Source organism: Comamonas sp. DB36 (assembly GCF_057914905.1).
The window spans coordinates 533,659-552,379 of the sequence record NZ_CP196632.1; the positions used below are offsets into that span (position 1 = coordinate 533,659).

Below are 18,721 nucleotides of genomic sequence, written 5' to 3' on the forward strand. Positions count from 1 at the left end.
GGCCGGCAAAAAAGCGTCATCGCGCATTTGCGCGCAACGCCGCGCGCATCTCAAGAGGAAGTCCCGTTCGCGGCAGTCATAAATCCGGTGCCAAACGGTCTGCTCAGGGTTTTCGCCGGGCATGCGCGGCGCGCGCCGGCGTGCGGAATCACGACAATGGCAGCATTGAACCCTGGCCTTTGTGGAATACCTGCATGCGAATCTTGTTGGCGGAAGACGAATCGGCGCTGGCCGACTGGCTGGTGCGCGCCCTGGCGCAAGGCGGGTTCCAGGTGGACTGGGTGGCTGACGGCCGGCTGGTGCGCCGGGCCCTGCGCTCCACGCGCTATGACGCACTGATTCTCGATCTGGGCCTGCCCGGGCTCGCGGGCGAGGAGGTGCTGCTGAGCCTGCGCGAAGAGGACGACCCGCTGCCCATCCTGGTCCTCACGGCGCGCGACACGCTGGCCCAGCGCGTGGCCACGCTGCGCGCCGGCGCCGATGATTTCCTGGCCAAGCCTTTCGAAGTCGAGGAGCTGGAAGCGCGGCTGCAGGCGTTGATACGCCGCGCCAAGGGCCGCGAGCCCACGCGCTTTCACTGCGGACAACTGGTCTACGAAGCCTCGACGCGGCGTTTCGAGTCCGGCCAGCAAGCCCTGGTGCTGACGCCGCGCGAACATGCGCTGCTGGCCACGCTGATCCAGGCCAGGGGCGCGCCGCTGGGTCGGCGCGAGCTGCTCGAGCGCGTGTTCGCTGGCGACAGCGAAGTCTCGCCCGAAGCCGTCGAGGTGCTGGTCCACCGGCTGCGCAAGCGGCTGGCGGGCACGGGCACGCAGATCGCCACGCTGCGCGGCCTGGGTTACGTGCTCGAGGCGGCGCCGTGAATCTCGACGCCCTGCACCGCGTGAGCCTGCGCCGCATGCTGATCGTGCTGCTGCTCGCTGGCGTGATGGTCGGCAGCCTGCTGCAGGTCTGGCTCACCTGGCATACCGCGCGCTCGGCGGTGAACGCCGCGTTCGATCGCTCGCTGTTCGGCGCCGTCAAGGCGATCGATGCCAATGTGTCCACCGAGAGCGGCGGGCTGGCGGTCGAACTGCCCTATGTGCTGTTCGAGTTCTTCGAGCTGACGGCCAACGGCTCGGTCTATTACCGTGTCGCGACCCAGGACGGTCTGGTCGAGATCGGCAGCCCCGACCTTCCCATGCCCGACGCCCCGCTGCAGGACCGGCAGCCGCATTTCGCCACGGTGGAGTACGCGGGCGCACAGATGCGCATCGCGACCTACCAGCGCTCCTTGCCGCAATCGGTGGGTGGCAGCAGCGATACGCGGCTGGTGATACAGGTTGCCGAGCCGTTTGCCTCACGCGACCAGTTCAGCCGGCGTTTCATCGCCGGGGCGCTGGTGCGCGATGCCCTGCTCGCAGCCCTGGCGGCAGCGGCGGTGGCCGCGGCCGTGGCCTGGGCGCTGCGGCCGCTGCGCCAGCTGCGCCAGGAAGTCGCCGCGCGCGCGCCCGAGGATCTTTCGCCCATGGACACCAGCCGCGTGCCGCGGGACGTACTGCCGCTGGTCGAAGCGATGAACCAGCATATCCTGCGCAACCGCGAACTGCTGGACAGCCAGCGCCGGTTTGTCGATGACGCCTCGCACCAGCTGCGCACGCCGCTGAGCACGCTGCAGACCCAGCTCGCGTTTGCCCAGCGCGCCAGCGATCTGCCCAGCGTGCAAGCCGCGCTGGCGGCGGTGCGTGAACAGCTGCGCCACACCATACGCCAGACCAACCAGATGCTCGCGCTGGCGCGCGCCGACAGCTGCGACGTCCAGGCCGAGGCCGTGGACCTTGCCGAGCTCGCCAGCGAAGTCACGCGCCGCTGGTGGCCGCAGGCGCGCGCTCGGCAAATCGACCTCGGGCTCGAGGCTGCGGCCCAGCCGGCCCGGGTGCTGGCCCAGCGCGAACTGCTGGAGGAGGCACTGGCCAATCTGCTGGACAACGCCTTGCGCTATACGCCCGCGGGCGGCCGGGTCACGGTCACGGTGGGCGTGGACGGCGACAGCGCGAGCCTGGGAGTGAGCGACAGCGGGCCTGGCATTCCGCCCGATGAACTGGGGCGCGCGACGCAGCGCTTCTTCCGTGCCAGCAACTCCCAGGGCACGGGCTCGGGCCTGGGCCTGGCCATCGTGGCGTCGATCGCCAAACGCCACCACGGCCGTTTCGACCTGCTGCAGGCATCGGACGAGGGCGGCCTGTGCGCGCGCATCACGCTCGCGCGGCGCTGACCTGTGCCTACCTCGCCAGCTGCAGGCCGAACTCCCTGACCAGCTCGCGGTAGTGCGCGACCTGCTGGTGCACATAGCGATCGAGGTCCTTGCCCACCAGCGCCATGGGAAACAGCCCGCGTTCGGCGCGCAACTGCTGAAAGCCGGGCGTGGCCAGCATCTTCGCAAAGGCTTCGGTCCAGATGGCATGGTCGCCGTCGGACACGCCCGGGCCCAGGTAGAAGCCGCGCACGATGGGCCAGGAGATCGCCGCGCCCGCCTCGCGCGCCGTCGGCACCTGGGACAACGGACCCGGCAGGCGCTGGTCGGACATCACGGCCAGTATGCGCAGCCGCGCACCTGCCTGTATCTGCTGGCGCGTCTCGGCGGCGTCGCCGGTGAACACATGGATGTGGCCGCCTTCGAGCGCGCGCATGGCTTCGCCGCCGCCCTCGAACGCGACAAAGCGCATGCGCTTGGGATTGGCGCCCGCGGCGCGCGCCAGCAGCGCGGCCTTCATCCAGTCCTGGCTGCCTATGGTGCCGCCCGCGCCCAGCACCACCTTGGCCGGTTCGGCTTTCATCGCGCGCATGACATCGGCCAGCGTCTGGTAGGGCGAGTCGTGCGCCACCACCACCGCGCCGTAGTCGGTGGCAATCGCTGCGAGCCAGCGCACATCGTGCTCGGTGTGGCGGCCGAACTTTCCCTGGGCCAGGTTCAGCAGCGAGCCGCCCGAAAAGGCGACGATGGCATTGGACTGGGGCGGGCTCTGGGCAATCATGCTGCTGTACGCCACGGCGCCTATGCCGCCGGGCAGATAGCGCAGGTGCATCGGGCTGGTGATGAGGCGTGCGTCGAGCAGGCCGCGCTGCACCAGCTTGCAGCTCAGGTCGAAGCCGCCGCCGGGCTTGGCCGGCGCAATGCATTCGGTCTGCTCCAGCGGACCGGCGGTGGCCGGCAGGCACAGCACAGCGGCGAGCAGCGCAAGATGAATTCGGTAAGGCATGGGCATGGAGCATATACAGGTCGAGAGCCCTGGCGCTGCCGGTGCGCCTAGGGTAAACACCTTGCGATTGAAAGCCGGCTGAAAGCTAGTCACAGGCAGCATCGGGGCTTCATAAGTATTTCGGAGACAGACATGCAACGCCTTGCCCACGCATCGGATCTTTCCGCGGCCCCCACGCGCCGCCAACTGCTGGCCGGAGGCGGCGCGCTGGCGCTGTCGGGCCTGCTGCCCGGCGCGGCCATGGCGCAAGCCGCCTGGCCGTCGAAGTCGGTGCGCTTTGTCGTGCCGTTCGCGCCCGGCGGCAGCTCGGAGATCGTTGCCCGCTCCACATCTGCCGAGCTGTCCAAGACGCTGGGCCAGAGCGTGTTCGTCGACAACAAGCCCGGCGCGGCCGGCAACATCGCCATGTCGGAAGTGGCGCGCGCCGATGACCAGCACACGCTGATCCTGGGCCACATCGGCACGCTGGCCGTGAACCCCTACATCTTCGACAAGCTGCCCTGGTCGCCCAAGGACTTCAAGCCCATCAGCCTGCTGGCCAAGGTGCCCAGCCTCTATGTGGTGCACCCCGACGTGCCGGCCAAGAACCTGCGCGAGTTCATCGCCTACGCCAAGAGCAAGCCCGGACGCCTGAGCTATGGCTCGGCCGGCAACGGCAGCGCGGGCCAGCTGGCGTTCGAATACCTGAAGATGTCGGCCGATGTGTTCATGCTGCATGTGCCCTATCGCGGCACCGGTCCCATGCTGACCGACCTGCTGTCGGGCCGCGTCGACGCGTCCGCTATCGGTGCCGCGGCCATCCTGCCGTTCATCAAGTCGGGCAAGGTGCGCTGCATCGCCACCGGCTCGTCGCAGCGCCTGGCGCAGCTGCCCGACGTGCCCACCGTGGCCGAGCAGGGCTTCCCGGGCTTCGAGATGACCCAGTGGTACGGCATGCTCGCGCCGGCCAGCATGCCCCAGGCCCACATCGACAAGCTGTCGGCCGAGACCATGAAGGCCGTCAAGGCGCCCGACGCGCTCAAGCGCCTGCATGGCGATGCGGCAGAAGTGATTGGCGACACGCCCGCGCAGTTCGCGCAGTTCATCGCCACCGAGCAGGAGCGCTGGAAGAAAGTGATCGCGCGCGCGAAGATCAAACCCGATTGAGTTCGGCTGCGCTGATCCACTGCGCGTCCCAGTCGCGCGCCAGCCGCTGGCAGCGCTGCAGCGCCACGGCCTCGGTTTCGAAGTCGACGATATGGCAGCTGTCGGCCAGCGGCGGGCGCGGGGGCAGGTCGCTGAAGCGTCCGTCCGTGAGCAGCCACAGCGACAGCAACTGCGCTGAGGATGCCTTGCGGCGGCGCTGCATCAGCGTCTGCGCGAGCTGCAGGGCCGAGGCCACGGGCGTGCCGCCGCCGCCGCGCAAGGGCGCGATCCATGCGGCATTGAAGGTCGCGACCTTGCCCGGCGCCTGCAGCAGTCGCGCCTCATTCCCCGAAAAACCGATCACAGCCAGGTGCTCGCGCCGGCGATAGAAGCTCTCGGTCAGGGCCAGCAGACAGCCCTTGGCCAGCGCGAGCTTTTCGCCGCGCAGCATCGATGCCGACATATCGAGCAGCACGCAGTGCAAGGTATTGCTGCCCAGGGGCTGCGGCCGATAGCGCAGATCGCGCGCGCGCAGCGGCGCACGGCCCTTGGCCGCCAAGGTCCTTACCCAATCGAGGCGCGTGCTGTCGGCGCCGCTGAGGCGCCCCTTGCGCGCGGTGTTCGCGCCGCGCCCTGCCTTGGCCTGACCGGCCAGCGCAGGACGCGTCAGGCTTTTTTTGCGGTGAACGCCTTCAGCGGTTTGACGGCCTGCAGCCCTGTGGCCTGGGGCGGGGGCAGAGCCCCCCAGTTGTCGGGCGGGGTATCGCTGCCTTGCGCTGCGGGCGCAGGCGGGGGCGGGGCGCTGTCAGGGGGCGTTGCGTTCGAGGGGCTTTCGGCCGGCGGCGGCGGCGTGCCCGCGCCGGCATCATGGCTGCGCCGGTGCGCGAGCGCCAACTCGGCGACGGCATCGACATCGGCCACGCTCACTTCAGCGCGCCCGGCCAGCGCCGCATGGGCACGCGCGGCGCGCAGCATCACCAGATCGGCGCGCACGCCTTCGACGCCGGCGGCCTGGCACAGCTGGGCCACATGGTCGAGCACGGCGTCGTTCCAGTCGAGCGCCGCCACGCAGTCGCGCGCGGCCGCGACGCGCGCGGCCAGCGCCTGCTGCGCAGCCGCGTAGCGCGCGGCAAAGGCCTCGTGGTCGGCGTCGTAGGCCATGCGTGTCTGGACGATCGCCTTGCGCGTCGCGACATCGGGCACATTGCCCAGCTGCACGAACAGGCCGAAGCGGTCGAGCAGCTGCGGGCGCAGCTGGCCTTCCTCGGGGTTCATGGTGCCTATCAGCGCAATGCGCGCCGCATGCTGGTGCGAGACGCCGTCGCGCTCCACGCGGTTGACGCCGCTGGCGCTGACGTCGAGCAGCAGATCGACCAGGCCGTCGGCCAGCAGATTGACTTCATCGACATACAGAATGCCCTGGTGGGCCTGGGCCAGCAGGCCGGGGCGGAACTGCACGCGGCTGTCCTGCAGCGCGGCCTCGAGATCGAGCGAGCCCACGAGCTGCTCCTCGGTCGCGCCCAGCGGCAGATTGACAAAGCGGCCCGCGGGCAGCAGCGCCGCGAGCGCGCGCGCGCTGGTCGACTTGGCCGTGCCGCGCGGGCCTTCGACCAGCACGCCGCCAAGCAGCGGGTCCACGGCCACCAGCAGCAGCGCGGTCTGCAGCTGCTGCTGGCCTTGCAGGGCGGTAAATGGAAAGGCCAGGGGATAGGTCATCGGTTCTCCAGAAGCTGTTCGGCTTCGAGCAGTTGTTGTTCCAGCAGCGGCTGGTAATCGCCGCTGTCCTGCCACAGGCCGCGCTGCACCGCTTCGAGCAGGCGCTCGCAGATGCCGTGGAAGGCCGCGGGATTGTGCTGCTGCAGGAAGGCGCGCGTGCCGGCATCGATGACGAAGGCATCGGTGACGCGCGCGTACTGGTCATCGCGCACCACGCGGGCCGTCGCGTCAAATGCAAACAGGTAGTCGACGGTGGCCGCGACTTCGGCCGCGCCCTTGTAGCCATGGCGCTTGATGCCCGCTATCCATTTGGGATTGGTCACGCGCGCGCGCAGCACGCGGCTGATCTCTTCCTGCAGCGTGCGCATGCGCGGCGCCTGCGGGTTGCTGTGGTCGCCGAAGTAGAGCTCGGGCTGCTGGCCGCTGTAGTGGCGCACGGCCGCTGCCATGCCGCCCTGGAACTGGTAGTAGTCGTCGGAGTCGAGCAGGTCATGCTCGCGGTTGTCCTGGTTGTGCACCACCAACTGCAGGGAACTCAGGCGCCGCACAAAGGTCTCGGGCAGCTGCGTGCCGTTGTCGTTCTGGCCGTAGGCGTAGGCGCCCCAGTTGCGGTAGGCCGTCGCCAGGTCGGCGTCGGTCTGCCAGTTCTTGCCGTCCATCAGGCCTTGCAGTCCCGCGCCATAGCTGCCGGGCTTGGCGCCGAACACGCGCAGGCCCGCCTGGTGGCGCGCATCCTTGGCGTCCATGCCTTGGCTTTGCAGCTGCGCGGCTTCCTGCAGCACGCGCGCGCGAATCGGATTCGTGTCCGCGTCCTCGTCTTCGAGGTCGGCGACCTTCTGCACCGCGGCGTCGAAAAGCCGGATCACATTGGTGAACGCATCGCGGAAAAAGCCCGAGACGCGCAGCGTCACATCGACGCGCGGGCGGCCGAGCACCGACATCGGCAGCACTTCGAAATCGACCACGCGCCAGCTGCCGTCGGCCCACTTGGGGCGCACGCCCAGCAGCGCGAACGCCTGGGCGATGTCGTCGCCGCCGGTGCGCATGGTCGCCGTGCCCCAGACCGACAGGCCCAGCGTGCGCGGGTAGTCGCCATGCTCCTGGGTGTATTTCTCTATCAGCAGGTTGGCCGACTGCAGGCCCAGCGTCCAGCTTGTGGGCGTGGGCACGGCGCGCGTGTCTATGGAGAAGAAGTTGCGGCCCGTGGGCAGCACGTCGGGCCGCCCGCGCGTGGGCGCGCCGCTGGGGCCCGCGGGCACGAAGCGGCCTTCGAGACCGCGGCTCAGTTGCAGGATTTCCTGCGGGCCGCAGGCTTGCAAGCGCGCACGCAGGTCAAGCTGCACGCGCGCCAGCACGGCCAGGGTCTGCACCATGGCGGGCGCGCTGGCGCTGATTTCCTCCAAGGGGCGTTCGAGCCAGTCCAGCGCGAGCAACTCGAGGCGTTCGCGCGTATCGCCCGTATGGCGCCAGGGCTGGGGATCGATCTGGGCCAGCAGTTCGGGGCGCGGGCCGGTCCAGGGCGCTTCCCAGGCCGCGTCCAGCGGGTTGAAATCCTGGCCCAGCAGCAGATCGCGCGCCAAGGCCTGGATCAAGCTGTTGTTCGCGCCCTGGCCATTGCCCACGGGGTGGCGCGCCAGCGCCAGCAGCGTGTCGCGCGCCAGCCGGCCCGTGGGCGACTGGCCGAAGATGTGCAGGCCGTCGCGGATCTGGCTTTCCTTGAGTTCGCACAGATAGGCGTCGGTCTTGTTGAGCAGCAACTGCTCCTCTTCTGCACTGCGCGGCTTGGCCACGCCCAGATCCTGGTGCAGGTCGTGGGCCAGGATGTGCTCGAGGATCTGCCGGCGCAGCAGTTCCGCGCGTCTGCGGTCCATGGTGACCGCGTCGTAGTACTCGTCGACCATGCGCTCGAGGTCGCGCGTCGCGCCATAGCTTTCGGCGCGCGTGAGCGGCGGCATCAAATGGTCGACGATCACCGCCTGGGCGCGGCGCTTGGCCTGCGTGCCTTCGCCCGGGTCGTTGACGATGAACGGATAGAGGTGGGGCATGGGGCCGAACACCAGATCGGGCCAGCAGGTGTTGGCCAGCGCCACGCTCTTGCCCGGCAGCCATTCGAGGTTGCCGTGCTTGCCCACATGCACCATGGCATCGGCGTTCCATTCGCTGCGCAGCCAGTGGTAGAACGCGAGGTAGTAGTGCGGCGGCACCAGATCGGGGTCGTGGTAGCTGGCCGCGGGGTCGAGGTGGTAGCCGCGCGCCGGCTGAATGCCCACGAAGATCCGGCCGCAACGCAGTCCGGCAATCATGAAGCGGCCATCGCGCAGCATGGGGTCGGCTGCGGGCGGGCCCCAGCGTTCCAGAATGGCCTGCTGGTTGCCTTGGGGCAGGCCGGCGAAGAACGCCTGGTAGCTTGCGAGCGCCAGGCTCTGCTGCGCGGGGCGCAGCGCCCAGGAGTCGGGGTCGTTGGTGATGCCTTGCTGCAATTGCACCATCAAGGCATCGCTGTCGGCAGGCAGATCGGTCAGCACATAGCCCTGCTCGCCCAGCGCGCGCAGGATATGCATCACCGAGGCTGGCGTATCCAGGCCCACGCCATTGCCCAGCCGGCCTTCCTTGGTCGGGTAGTTGGCCATAATCAGCGCCAGGCGCTTGTCGGCATTGGCTTTACCGCGCAGCCGGCACCAGCGCTGGGCGAGTTCCACCACGAAGCCCAGGCGTTCGGCATGCGGCTGGTACTGCACCACATCGGATTGCGTCAGCTCGCTGCGGTGCGAGCGGCCCTTGAAGCTGATGGCGCGCGTGATGATGCGGCCGTCGACTTCGGGCATGGCCACATGCATGGCGATGTCGCGCGGCTGCAGGCCATGGGCGTCGTCCAGCCAGCTTTGCTCGTTGGCACCCGACATGATGACCTGCAGCACGGGAATGTCGCCGGCCAGCGCATGGTCGCCCGGGGTTTCCAGCGACGACTGCGAGAACGAGGTGGTGTTGAGAATCAGCGCCACCTGGTGGTCGGCGCACAACTGGTGCAGCATGGCCATGCAGGCCGCGTCTTTCAGCGACAGCAGGGCCAGCGGCAGCGGGTTCATGCCGCGCGCCAGCAGCTGTTCGCTCAGCGCCTTGAACACCTGGGTGTTGCCCGATTGCAGGTGGGCGCGGTAGAACACGATCAGCACCACGGGCGCGCCGGCTATCCATTGCAGCGCTCCGGGCTGCTGCCAGCTGGCGCTGTCGGCGGCGTCATTCTCGGGGTGGAAGACCGCGACCGACGGCAGAGGCCGCGGCGGCAAGGCCGGCTGGGCGCCGCCCAGAAAACTGTGCCACAGATAGCGGAACATCTCGCGCGCGTTGGCCGCGCCGCCTTCGCGCAGATAGCGCCAGATGCTGCGGCACTGCTCCATCGTCGCTGTGCTTTTCTGCAGCAGGTTCAGGTCTTCGCTGGTGTCGCCCGAGAACATCACCAGCTCTATGCCCTTGAGGCGGCAGATTTCGCGAATGCGCTCCGTGCCATAGGGCCAGTAGCTTTCGCCGCCCAGGTGATCGATGACGATCACGCGCGCGTGCTGCAGCACTTCATCGACATAGAGATCGACCGACGCCGGCTGGCGCAGGTGCATCAGATTGGCCAGGCGCACCGTGGGCAGTCGCTCGCCGTCCAGGCCGCCGCGCAGCTGGGCATAGACTTCGGCGAGCAAGGCCAGCGTGGTGTCGGCCGCGCTGAGGAACACCACCTGTGCCGGGGTCTGGCCCATGCTGGCGACGAAAGCTTCGTCGTCGACAAAGCCGCCGGGCTGGACAGCGAGCAAATGCATCAGCGGGCTCCCAGCTGGTCGAGCTCGGCCGTGATCGCGGCCTGGTCCAGTTCATGGCCGATCAGCACCAGATGGGTCTGCGGCGTTTCGCCCGCGGCCCAGCGGCGATCGAAATAGCTGTCAAAGCGCGTGCCCACGCCATGCACCACCAGGCGCATGGGCTTGGCCGGCACGGCCACAAAGCCCTTGACGCGGTACACCGTGTGTTGGGAGACGATGCGCGCCAGCGCCGCGAGCAGCGCCTCGCGCTCGACTGCGGGCAGCTTGACGACAATCGAGTCGAACTCGTCGTGGTCGTGTTCGTCATGGTCATCGCCATGGCCGTGGTGGCCCTGGCGCTGGTCAATGGTTTCTTCCGAGGCGCTGGACAGGCCCAGCACCACGCCCAGGTCGATCCTGCCCTGGTCGGCGGCAACTATCTTCACCTGCGCCGGCACTTCCTCGCGCACGATGGCTTCGACCTTGGCGCGGTCTTCGCTGCTCGCCAGATCGAGCTTGGTCAGCACCACCAGATCGGCCGACATCAGCTGGTCTTCGAACAGCTCGTGCAGCGGCGATTCATGGTCGAGATTGGGGTCCTGGCGGCGCTGGGCGTCGACGGCGGCCGGATTGGCGGCGAACTGGCCGGCAGCCGTGGCGGGCACGTCGACCACGGTGATCACCGCGTCCACGGTGCAGGCGTTCTTGATCTCGGGCCAGTTGAAGGCCTGCACCAGGGGCTTGGGCAGGGCCAGGCCGCTGGTCTCGATCAGGATATGGTCGATGTCGGCGCGGCGCGCGATCAGCTCGCGCATCACGGGGTAGAACTCTTCCTGCACCGTGCAGCACATGCAGCCGTTGGCCAGCTCATAGAGCTGGCCCCGCTGCTCAACACCGTTCTCGTCGCAGCCAATGCCGCAGCTGCGCAGGATGTCGCCATCGATGCCCAGCTCGCCGAACTCGTTGACGATCACCGCGATGCGGCGGCCGTTGGCGTTCTCCAGGATATGGCGCAGCAGCGTGGTCTTGCCGCTGCCCAGAAAGCCGGTGACGATGGTGGCGGGAATCTTGGCGGTGGTGTTCATGGGAATCTCCAGTGGAATGCGTAAGGGAATTTCAAGGTGCTTCAAACGGCTGGCGGTGGCTGGCAGCGCCAGGGCACGACATAGCCCTGGCTTTCGTGCTCGCCATGCATGGCCTGCACCTGGTAGACGTTTTGCAGATGGGCCGGCGTGAGCACGCTGCGCGGTGCGCCGCAGGCCACGGCCCGTCCCTGATCGAGCAGCAGCACGCGGTCGCAAAAGCGGCTGGCCAGCGTCAGGTCGTGCAGCACCACGACGACGGCGCGCCCGGCGTTGCACTGCGCGCGCAGCAGCTCCATCACGCTGAGCTGATGGAAGGGGTCGAGCGCCGACACCGGCTCGTCGGCCAGCAGCAGCGGCGCCTCGACGGCCAGCGCGCGCGCCAGGCGCGCGCGGGCGCGCTCGCCGCCAGAGAGCTGGTCGAGCGAACGCTGCTGCATCGCGCTGAGATGCATGGCCGCCAGCGCGGCATCGATGGCGGCATTGTCTGCGGCGCCAAGCACGCGCGGACCCCAGCGGCGCTGGTGCGGAATGCGGCCCAGCGCGACGAAGTCGCGCACCGCCAGCGGCCAGGCGACGGCATCGCCCTGGGCCAGATAGGCCAGGCGGCGTGCGCGCTGCGCCGGCGCCATGGCCGCGAGGTCTTCGCCCTGCAGCAAGACCCGGCCCTGGTGGGGCAGCAGCTGGGCCAGGGCCTTGAGCGCCGAGCTCTTGCCTGCGCCGTTGGGGCCTATCAAGGCAAACAGCTCGCCGGCGCGCACGTCGAACGACAGCGCATGGATGCGCGACTGGACCTGGAGCGCGTCTATCGACAGCATCAGCGGCTGCTCCAGCGCTCGCGCAGCACGAGGTAGAAGAAGAACGGCGCGCCTATCAGCGCCGTGACCACGCCCAGCATCAGTTCCACGCGGCCGCTGAGCAGGCGCAGGGCGATGTCGGCGGCCAGCAGCAGCACCGCACCGCCCAGCGCGCTGGGCAGTATCAGCGCCGATGGCCGGTAGCCCACGGCGCGGCGAAACAGATGCGGCACGACCAGGCCTATGAAGCCAATGGTGCCGGTGACGGCGACGCTGGCGCCCACGCACAGCGCCGTGCCGGCGATGATCTGCGCGCGCAGCCGCGGCAGGCTCACGCCCATGCTTGCGGCTTCGTCTTCGCCCAGCGTCAGCGCGTCGAGCTGGCGGCCGCTGACGGCCAGGATCAGCAGGCCCAGGGCGATGAACGGCGCGCTCAGCCGCACTTCGTCGAAGCTGCGGTCGGCCAGCGAGCCCATGAGCCACAGCACGATGTCCTGCATGTCGGTGGGAGTGGGCGCGAGATTGATCGCCAGCGAAGTCAGCGCGCCCGTGAGCGCCGACAGCGCCACGCCCGCCAGTATCAAGGTCAGATTGCTCGCGCCGCGGCGCGCGATGCGGTAGAGAACAAAGGTCGCCAGGGCCGCGCTGGCCATGGCCACCGTGGGCAGCAGCCAGGGGTTCCAGTGCCACAGGCCGAAATAGATGCAGACCACGGCGCCCAGGCCCGCGCTGGAGCTCACGCCCAGGATGCCGGGCTCGGCCAGCGGATTGCGCAGCAGGCCCTGCAGCGCCGCGCCGCAAACGCCCAGCGACATGCCCACGAGCACGCCCAGCACCACGCGCGGCAGGCGAATCTCTTCGATGATGGCGCGCTGGCGCAGCGCGAGATCGCTGCCCGGCGCGCCCAGCGCCTGCCACCAGTCGCCTATGCCCAGCGGCACCGAACCAATGCCCAGCGACAGCGCGCTGAGCATCAGCAGCGCGGCGAGCAGGCCCGCATTGAGCAGCCACAGGCGCGGGGCCGTAACGGACGCCTTCATGGACGCTGCTCCGAAAACTTCAGCGCGTCGACCTGCGCCGCCACCGCTTCGGCGGCTTCTATCAGTTGCCAGTTGCTGCAGCCCCAGTCGTTTTGCTGCAGCGCAACCACGGGAATGCGTTCGAGCAAGGCCTTCATCTGCGGATGGCGCGACAGCCCCGAGCGCGCATAGGCCAGGTCGTTGACCAGGCCAGGCGTGATGAACACGTCGGGCGGATTGTTCAGAATGCGCTCCAGGTCCACGCGGCCCCAGCCCGCGAGGCCCAGCGCCGTCGCATGGTTGCGCAGGCCCGCGGCCTTGAGCACCGCATCGACATGGGTCCTGACTCCCGCGCTGCCGCCGTTCGGGCGCAGGTAGAGCGCATTGAACGGCCGCGGCCTGGCCTGCAGCCGCGCGCGCCGCGCCCGGGTGTCGGCCAGCAATTGCTGCGCCGCGGCCTCGCGGCCCATGGCCTGGCCCATCTGCAAGGTGCTGGCGTCTATGCCTTCCCAGTCGGTGGGAAACGGCACGGTGACGATGCGCACGCCCTGGCGCTTGAGCAGCGCCTGCTGGTGGCGCGCATTCCAGCGCCGCGAGGCCAGCACCAGATCGGGCTTGAGATGCACCACATCCTCGGCCGTCGCTTCGTTGGCCGGGAACTGGCGCGCCTTGGCGGCAAGCGAGAAACGCTGGTCGTCCTGGCTGTGGCGCGACAGCGAGACGATCTGCGCGGGGTCGGCAATACTCAGCGCAAGCACATCGGCGCAGATATTCGTCGACATCAGCCGCGGCAGCGGCGCGGCGGTCGTCGGCAGCGGCAGCGGCAGGGCGGCGGCCAGGGCCAGCGCCCCGCAGGTGGAAAGGCGCATCAGAAATCCAGGCCGGCCTGGGCCTTGATGCCGGCGCGAAACGCGTGGCGGGTGTCGGCGATCTCGCTCACGGTGTCGGCCAGTGCCAGCAGCACGGGCGGCGCGTTGCGCCCCGTGATCACCACGTTTTGCGTGGGCGGGCGCGCGCGCACGGCTGCGGCCACATCGCTGGCGTCCAGATAGCCGTATTCGAGCATGAACGTCAACTCATCGAGCAGCACCAGGCCCAGCGAGGCGTCGGCCAGCATGCGCTGCGCGGCCTGCCAGGCGATATCGGCCGCGGCCTTGTCGGCCGCCCAGTCCTGGCTGTTCCAGCTGCAGCCCGTGGCCATCGCATGGTAGGCGACGCGCGCGAACGCACCCTGGCCCAGCATGCCCTGCTGCAGCAAAAAGGTGACTTCGCCGTTGGCCTGGGTTCCGGTGATGAACTGCACCACGCCCGCGCGCTGGCCGTGGCCCAGCGCGCGGTACAGCGTGCCGAACGCCGAGCTGGTCTTGCCCTTGCCGTGGCCGGTCATGAGCACGACCACGCCTTGCAGCGCGCGCGAACGCTCCACGGCCGCATCCACCTGGGCTTTTTTGTGCTGCATGCGCTGGGCATGCGCCTGTTGGAACTGGTCGTCCATGCGCTCCGCGATCAAGTGGACCAGGGGCGAGGACTGCGTGCGAACGCCCAAGGCGACGGCGTGGCCCCGGGACGGTCAGCAAACGGCACACACCCCGTGGCTATGACTGAAATCGTACAGGTCGGTATTCTGGCTCGCCGTCATCCAGCGCACACCACCTTCCCGGGCCGCGGCCCAGTGGCATTGAAGTGTGTCTGTCAGGCTTACAGCAGCGGGGGCTGCGCCGGAATGCGCGGGCATATGCCCGAGGTCACCGGTCTTCCCGTTTCATCCCGGCCGCGGTGGCGGCATGGGACTCCTGTACGGGTGCGGCGATTATAGGAGTGGCAGTTGGCTGTTGGGCGCGCAGGGCATTAGAGCGTGCATTCCATATGAATGGTCTGCCATTCGGGGTCGGCGTCGCGGCACAGCACCTGGAAACCATGGCGCTGCCAGAATGCAAGCGCTCCTGGCAGGAAAGGGTGGGTGTGCAGATAAAGCACCTCCATGCCCTGTTCCCGCGCCTCTTGGCGCAGCGCGCGAAACAGCGCGTCGGCAATGCCTTGTCTGCGGCATTCGGGCGCGACAAACAGACGCACCACTTCGACCACGCGCCGGCCCGTGAAATCGAGCTGGGCAAAGCGCCCGTCATAGGCGCGCCAGGCAATGGTGCCCACCAGGCCATGCACATGGTCATGGGCGGCGAGCATGCGGCCGTTCTTGCCATAGACCTTCTCGAAGTCCCGCAGATCGGGCGCGAGGGCCGTGGTGTCGACGCGGCCGGCAAACATCTGGGCGCGGGCCTGCTGCAGGAAATCTAGCACCGCATGCCGGCTGGTTACGGCTTCGATGCGCAGGCCGGTGCTGCCGGCCACAGGCGCCGGGCTCTGGCTTACATCATTGGGCATGGATTCTGGCGTCGCTGAGGTGAGGGCGCTGGAGGATGTCATTTTTTTCGTGCATCCACGAAGTGCTTGGCGGCATTCCAGGCCTGGGTGCAGGCCATTTTCTGCTGAGCATCCTGCACGGAACCCAGCACCAGCTGCTTGCCCTGCGGGTCCAGAACGGTATAGACCGCGCGGTACATGCCTGCGACGGCGTCATCCGAAGTGTGCACGAAAATGCGGTACTTCCTGTAGTTCTTGTTGACGGCTTCCCGGGTGCATTCCCGGGCGAAATGCGGCTCGCCGGGCCCCGGTTCCTGCCACGGGGAAACGTCGCTCATCTGCTGTCTGGACACCTTTTCCTCCCAACCAGTTCAGTGAAGATGTGTTGTCCCGAGCGCCGCGGGCCCTGGCCTGGCGTCAATGGTCCACGCGCGGACACACCGAATTCTTACGCCGCGGCCGGCGGGCAAGAGTAAGGTGCATGGGTGAACTGTATAGCAGCGCCCCGTGCAGCGTGCCAATGCCCGCAAGCCGCAAGCGGGCGCATCCTGCAAGGCCTGGCGCCTTGCCCGCCCGCAAGACTCAGCCAGAAGGAGCAGCCATGGTCGACATGCATTCATTGCCCGAAACCCCGGTGAGCGACTGGGGGAGGATCGATGTGGAGCGTCTGGGAGGCCTGGCGGGATATGGCTCGCCCGGCGCGCGGCTAAGCAGCCGCGGCAGCGTTCTTGCCCATGAGTTGAAATGAACTCGTGCCGTCTTGAGCAGCGCAGCAAGGCGAGGCAATGACGCCTCGGGGCTTTTATCAGCCGCTCCAAGGGGCGGATATCAGTCCCTTGCCGATATCGACCAGTTTTGTATCGGGCACGAAGATATCGTTTTGGGCGCTGTACAGAATGCGCGGGGTGATGTTTCCGGTGTTCGGATGAATGCCCGAACGCTGCAAATGCTCATGCCACAAGGCGACGACGCCGGCGGCATGCGCGCAGGCGGTACTCGTTCCACTGAGGGTATGCAAGCCCCCTCCCGGCCAGGCCGAAGTCACATCGACACCGGGAGCCACCACGGTTGCCAGCGTATTGGAGAAACTCGCCATGGCGAATTTCTCGCCGGCGCGTTGCACTGCCGCTACCGAAATCACATCCACTGCCGCCGCGGGCAGCGTGGTGGCAATGCGGTATTGGGCATTGATCTGGCGCCGGCTTTCGTTGCCCGCGGCCGCGACCACGATGGGTGAAATACCGGAATCGGCTTGAAGCTTCATCAGCGCCATCATGGCGTCAAGCATGCGCAAATTCGCACCATAGGCCTCCAATGCAATCGAAGTCGACAGGTCGGCGGGCCAACCTTCGCCCATCATCTGCGCCACCATGCCGGGGAAATCGAAGCCCAGGGAGAGGGCAATGACATCCACGCGCTGCTCCACCGCCCACTTGAGCCCATGGAACATCATGTCTGACTGGCCTTTGCCGTCGTCGCCAAAGATCTTTCCTATGCGCGCTTCATTCACTCCCCTGGCAACCCCTATGCGTTGCCCCACATCTCGACCAAAGACGGTTCCGGCGCAATGCGTGCCATGGCCATGGCGATCGCCGTTTCCGGCGCCGCTGAAATCCATTTCCAGCAGATCCATGCCTGTAAACGCCGGATGGGTCCGGTCTATGCCGGTGTCCAGAATGGCGATCTTCACACCCGCACCGGTGTATCTGGAGATGTCGGCGCGAACCGCATCGATTCCCCAACTGTGGCCGCCCAAGGGGGCGGCGGCCTCCAGCGGGTGTACCAGGCAGGTGGGCATTACCAGCGCAATGGCCTGGACTTCCGGGTCGGCATGCAGTTCGTCAATCGCATGTTCGGGAATGAACTCCATGGAAATGGTGGGCAATCCATTGAGATCCTCGAAGGACCGGATGTCGAGGTAATGAAGGTTTCGCGCGCCTTCCTTTTTGACGCGCAGAATGACGTAGCGTTTCATTGCATTCTCCATTCGAATATTCGTGGATTTTCATGAGGCGGTTCCTTGCCGTGGTGTCTTAAATCCCACGCGTGCCTGAAACAGCGCTTGCCCTACTTGTGTGGCCTGTCGTGTCGGGGCAAGGATTGGCGCCATCGGCTGGCACGCAGCGGCCGCAGTCGCGGCGCGGCCGGGACAGGCCCATGGGGGCGGGAGTTTGCGCGCCGCGGCCCCAAGATCGGCTACAGTACGCCAGCTTCGGCTCCGCAAGGACCTGCGCCCGGCAATGCCGGCGCAAGAGGGAATCCAGTGGCGGCCAGACTGCAAGGTCTGGCTGCCCATGCAATGGAACTGCCCCCGCAACTGTAGGCAAAGAGCGAGCGCGCCACACGCCACTGAACGCAAGTTTGGGAAGGCGGCGCAGCCGTGATGACATGCCAGTCAGGAGACCTGCCGAAGCGTCAATCAATCATTGCCGGCGGGGTGTCCGGGAAGTGAACAATTTCTCGGAAATCCCGCTTTCGCCGCGCCGTTGCCTGCGCCGCGAAAGCGTGGCTTTGCGGTCTTGCTCTCTTCCAGAATACCGCTGCCCCTTCTGGAAAGACCTGTTTCGATGCCTGTCCGCCGCCTTGCGTTTTCCACACTTGCCGCCCTGCTGTGCTTCAGCGCCAGCGCCACCGAATATCCGCTGCAGCTGCACAACTGCGGCCATACGCTCAAGTTCGACAAGGCGCCCGCATCGGCCGTGACCATAGGCCAGGCGGGCACCGAAATGCTCTATGCGCTGGGCCTGGGCGACAAGGTCGCGGGCACCGCGCTGTGGTTCAATTCCGTGCTGCCGCAGTTCAAGGCCGTCAACGACAAGGTGACGCGCCTGGCCGACAACGACCCGAGCTTCGAGTCGGTGATAGGCAAGCGCCCGGCGCTGGTGGTCTCGCAGTTCGAATGGATGGTCGGCAAGGAAGGCGTGGTCGGCACGCGCGAGCAGTTCCATGACCTGCGCATCGCCACCTATGCCATGCCTTCTGATTGCGAAGGCAAGAACAACCTGAGCGGCTCCGACGGCACGCGCACCACGGCCTATGACGTCAATGCGCTGTACAAGAGCGTGCAGCAACTCGCGCAGATCTTCGATGTCGAAGCGCGCGGCAAGGCCCTGGTCGACGAACTGACGCAGCGCCAGGCCCAGGCCGTGGCCCAGCTCAAGTCATCGAAGCTGCAGAACGTCTCCGCCGCGCTGTGGTTCTCCAGCGCCGATCTGGCGATCGATCCCTACATGGCGGGCCAGAAAGGCGTGGCCGGCTACATGATGCAGACCCTGGGCCTGCGCAACATCGTGACTTCGGCCGAAGAATGGCCCACCGTGGGCTGGGAAACCATTGCCAAGGCCAATCCATCGATTCTCATCATCGCGCGCATGGACCGCCGGCGCTTTCCGGCCGACGACTACCGCAAGAAGCTCGAGTTCCTGAAGAACGACCCGGTGACCAGGCACATGGACGCGGTGAAGAACAACCGCATCGTGATCGTCGACGCCGACGCGCTGCAAGGCTCGATACGCATGGTCGACGGCATCGAACAGATCGCCCAGGCCGCGCTCAAGCTGCAGGCCGCGGCGCGCTGATCTACGTGACTGAGGC

17 protein-coding genes and 2 riboswitches are annotated in these 18,721 nt (G+C 67.6%); of the genes, 5 read left to right on the forward strand and 12 right to left on the reverse strand.

Features of this window, described 5'->3' with window-relative positions; all coding sequences use genetic code 11:
- Positions 1 to 194 precede the first annotated feature (194 nt).
- The gene (locus ACSVDO_RS23410) at positions 195 to 863 is read left to right on the forward strand and encodes a response regulator (RefSeq protein WP_489596660.1); all 669 of its coding nucleotides are present in this window, start codon (positions 195 to 197) and stop codon (positions 861 to 863) included.
- Positions 860 to 2,254: a sensor histidine kinase gene (locus tag ACSVDO_RS23415; RefSeq protein ID WP_489596661.1), complete on the forward strand. Its 1,395-nt coding sequence runs from the start codon at positions 860 to 862 to the stop codon at positions 2,252 to 2,254. The genes ACSVDO_RS23410 and ACSVDO_RS23415 overlap by 4 nt, the downstream gene beginning before the upstream one ends.
- A gap of 7 nt (positions 2,255 to 2,261) precedes the next feature.
- On the opposite strand, the gene ACSVDO_RS23420 is transcribed toward ACSVDO_RS23415, so the two are convergent.
- A complete protein-coding gene (locus ACSVDO_RS23420) occupies positions 2,262 to 3,245 on the reverse strand; it encodes a tripartite tricarboxylate transporter substrate binding protein (RefSeq protein WP_489596663.1) in 984 nt (327 codons plus the stop codon).
- Between the two features lie 126 nt (positions 3,246 to 3,371).
- Between ACSVDO_RS23420 and ACSVDO_RS23425 the strand changes: the two genes are divergently transcribed.
- Positions 3,372 to 4,385: a Bug family tripartite tricarboxylate transporter substrate binding protein gene (locus ACSVDO_RS23425; RefSeq protein ID WP_332535390.1), complete on the forward strand. Its 1,014-nt coding sequence runs from the start codon at positions 3,372 to 3,374 to the stop codon at positions 4,383 to 4,385.
- Here ACSVDO_RS23425 and ACSVDO_RS23430 read toward each other — a convergent pair.
- The 10 genes from ACSVDO_RS23430 to ACSVDO_RS23475 form a co-directional block, all read right to left on the reverse strand.
- Entirely contained in the window at positions 4,372 to 4,923 is a 552-nt protein-coding gene (locus tag ACSVDO_RS23430) for a vWA domain-containing protein (protein WP_332547951.1), read from the reverse strand. The two genes, ACSVDO_RS23425 and ACSVDO_RS23430, sit on opposite strands and share 14 nt — an antisense overlap.
- A 107-nt stretch (positions 4,924 to 5,030) precedes the next feature.
- Entirely contained in the window at positions 5,031 to 6,080 is a 1,050-nt protein-coding gene (locus ACSVDO_RS23435; RefSeq protein WP_489596666.1) for an AAA family ATPase, read from the reverse strand.
- Complete coding sequence (gene cobN, locus ACSVDO_RS23440; RefSeq protein ID WP_489596668.1) at positions 6,077 to 9,889, reverse strand: cobaltochelatase subunit CobN; 3,813 nt, start codon at positions 9,887 to 9,889, stop codon at positions 6,077 to 6,079. Before cobN ends, ACSVDO_RS23435 begins: the two co-directional genes overlap by 4 nt.
- Entirely contained in the window at positions 9,889 to 10,953 is a 1,065-nt protein-coding gene (gene cobW, locus ACSVDO_RS23445; RefSeq protein WP_489596670.1) for a cobalamin biosynthesis protein CobW, read from the reverse strand. The genes cobN and cobW overlap by 1 nt, the downstream gene beginning before the upstream one ends.
- A 41-nt stretch (positions 10,954 to 10,994) precedes the next feature.
- Positions 10,995 to 11,768 carry an ABC transporter ATP-binding protein gene (locus tag ACSVDO_RS23450; protein WP_332547953.1) on the reverse strand — a complete coding sequence of 258 codons (774 nt, stop codon included), beginning with the start codon at positions 11,766 to 11,768 and terminating at the stop codon, positions 10,995 to 10,997.
- The gene (locus ACSVDO_RS23455; RefSeq protein WP_489596672.1) at positions 11,768 to 12,787 is read right to left on the reverse strand and encodes a FecCD family ABC transporter permease; all 1,020 of its coding nucleotides are present in this window, start codon (positions 12,785 to 12,787) and stop codon (positions 11,768 to 11,770) included. Before ACSVDO_RS23455 ends, ACSVDO_RS23450 begins: the two co-directional genes overlap by 1 nt.
- Positions 12,784 to 13,635 (reverse strand): ABC transporter substrate-binding protein, encoded by an 852-nt coding sequence (locus ACSVDO_RS23460; RefSeq protein ID WP_489596674.1) that lies wholly within the window; start codon positions 13,633 to 13,635, stop codon positions 12,784 to 12,786. Before ACSVDO_RS23460 ends, ACSVDO_RS23455 begins: the two co-directional genes overlap by 4 nt.
- Positions 13,635 to 14,261: a cob(I)yrinic acid a,c-diamide adenosyltransferase gene (gene cobO / locus ACSVDO_RS23465; protein WP_489596676.1), complete on the reverse strand. Its 627-nt coding sequence runs from the start codon at positions 14,259 to 14,261 to the stop codon at positions 13,635 to 13,637. The genes ACSVDO_RS23460 and cobO overlap by 1 nt, the downstream gene beginning before the upstream one ends.
- A 102-nt stretch (positions 14,262 to 14,363) precedes the next feature.
- Positions 14,364 to 14,578: riboswitch (cobalamin riboswitch) on the reverse strand.
- A 36-nt stretch (positions 14,579 to 14,614) separates the two neighbouring features.
- Positions 14,615 to 15,148 (reverse strand): GNAT family N-acetyltransferase, encoded by a 534-nt coding sequence (locus ACSVDO_RS23470; protein WP_489596678.1) that lies wholly within the window; start codon positions 15,146 to 15,148, stop codon positions 14,615 to 14,617.
- A gap of 38 nt (positions 15,149 to 15,186) precedes the next feature.
- Positions 15,187 to 15,465 carry a hypothetical protein gene (locus ACSVDO_RS23475; protein WP_489596680.1) on the reverse strand — a complete coding sequence of 93 codons (279 nt, stop codon included), beginning with the start codon at positions 15,463 to 15,465 and terminating at the stop codon, positions 15,187 to 15,189.
- Between the two features lie 263 nt (positions 15,466 to 15,728).
- On the opposite strand from ACSVDO_RS23475, the gene ACSVDO_RS23480 reads away from it, so the two are divergent.
- Positions 15,729 to 15,875, forward strand: coding sequence for a hypothetical protein (locus tag ACSVDO_RS23480; RefSeq protein ID WP_489596682.1), 147 nt, complete (start codon positions 15,729 to 15,731; stop codon positions 15,873 to 15,875).
- Between the two features lie 57 nt (positions 15,876 to 15,932).
- Here ACSVDO_RS23480 and ACSVDO_RS23485 read toward each other — a convergent pair whose 3' ends face one another.
- A complete protein-coding gene (locus tag ACSVDO_RS23485; protein WP_489596683.1) occupies positions 15,933 to 17,102 on the reverse strand; it encodes a S8 family peptidase in 1,170 nt (389 codons plus the stop codon).
- A gap of 221 nt (positions 17,103 to 17,323) precedes the next feature.
- A riboswitch (cobalamin riboswitch) is annotated at positions 17,324 to 17,553 on the forward strand.
- Positions 17,554 to 17,694: 141 nt separating this feature from the next.
- Here ACSVDO_RS23485 and ACSVDO_RS23490 point away from each other — a divergent pair.
- The gene (locus ACSVDO_RS23490; RefSeq protein ID WP_489596685.1) at positions 17,695 to 18,705 is read left to right on the forward strand and encodes an ABC transporter substrate-binding protein; all 1,011 of its coding nucleotides are present in this window, start codon (positions 17,695 to 17,697) and stop codon (positions 18,703 to 18,705) included.
- Positions 18,706 to 18,721: the final 16 nt, after the last annotated feature.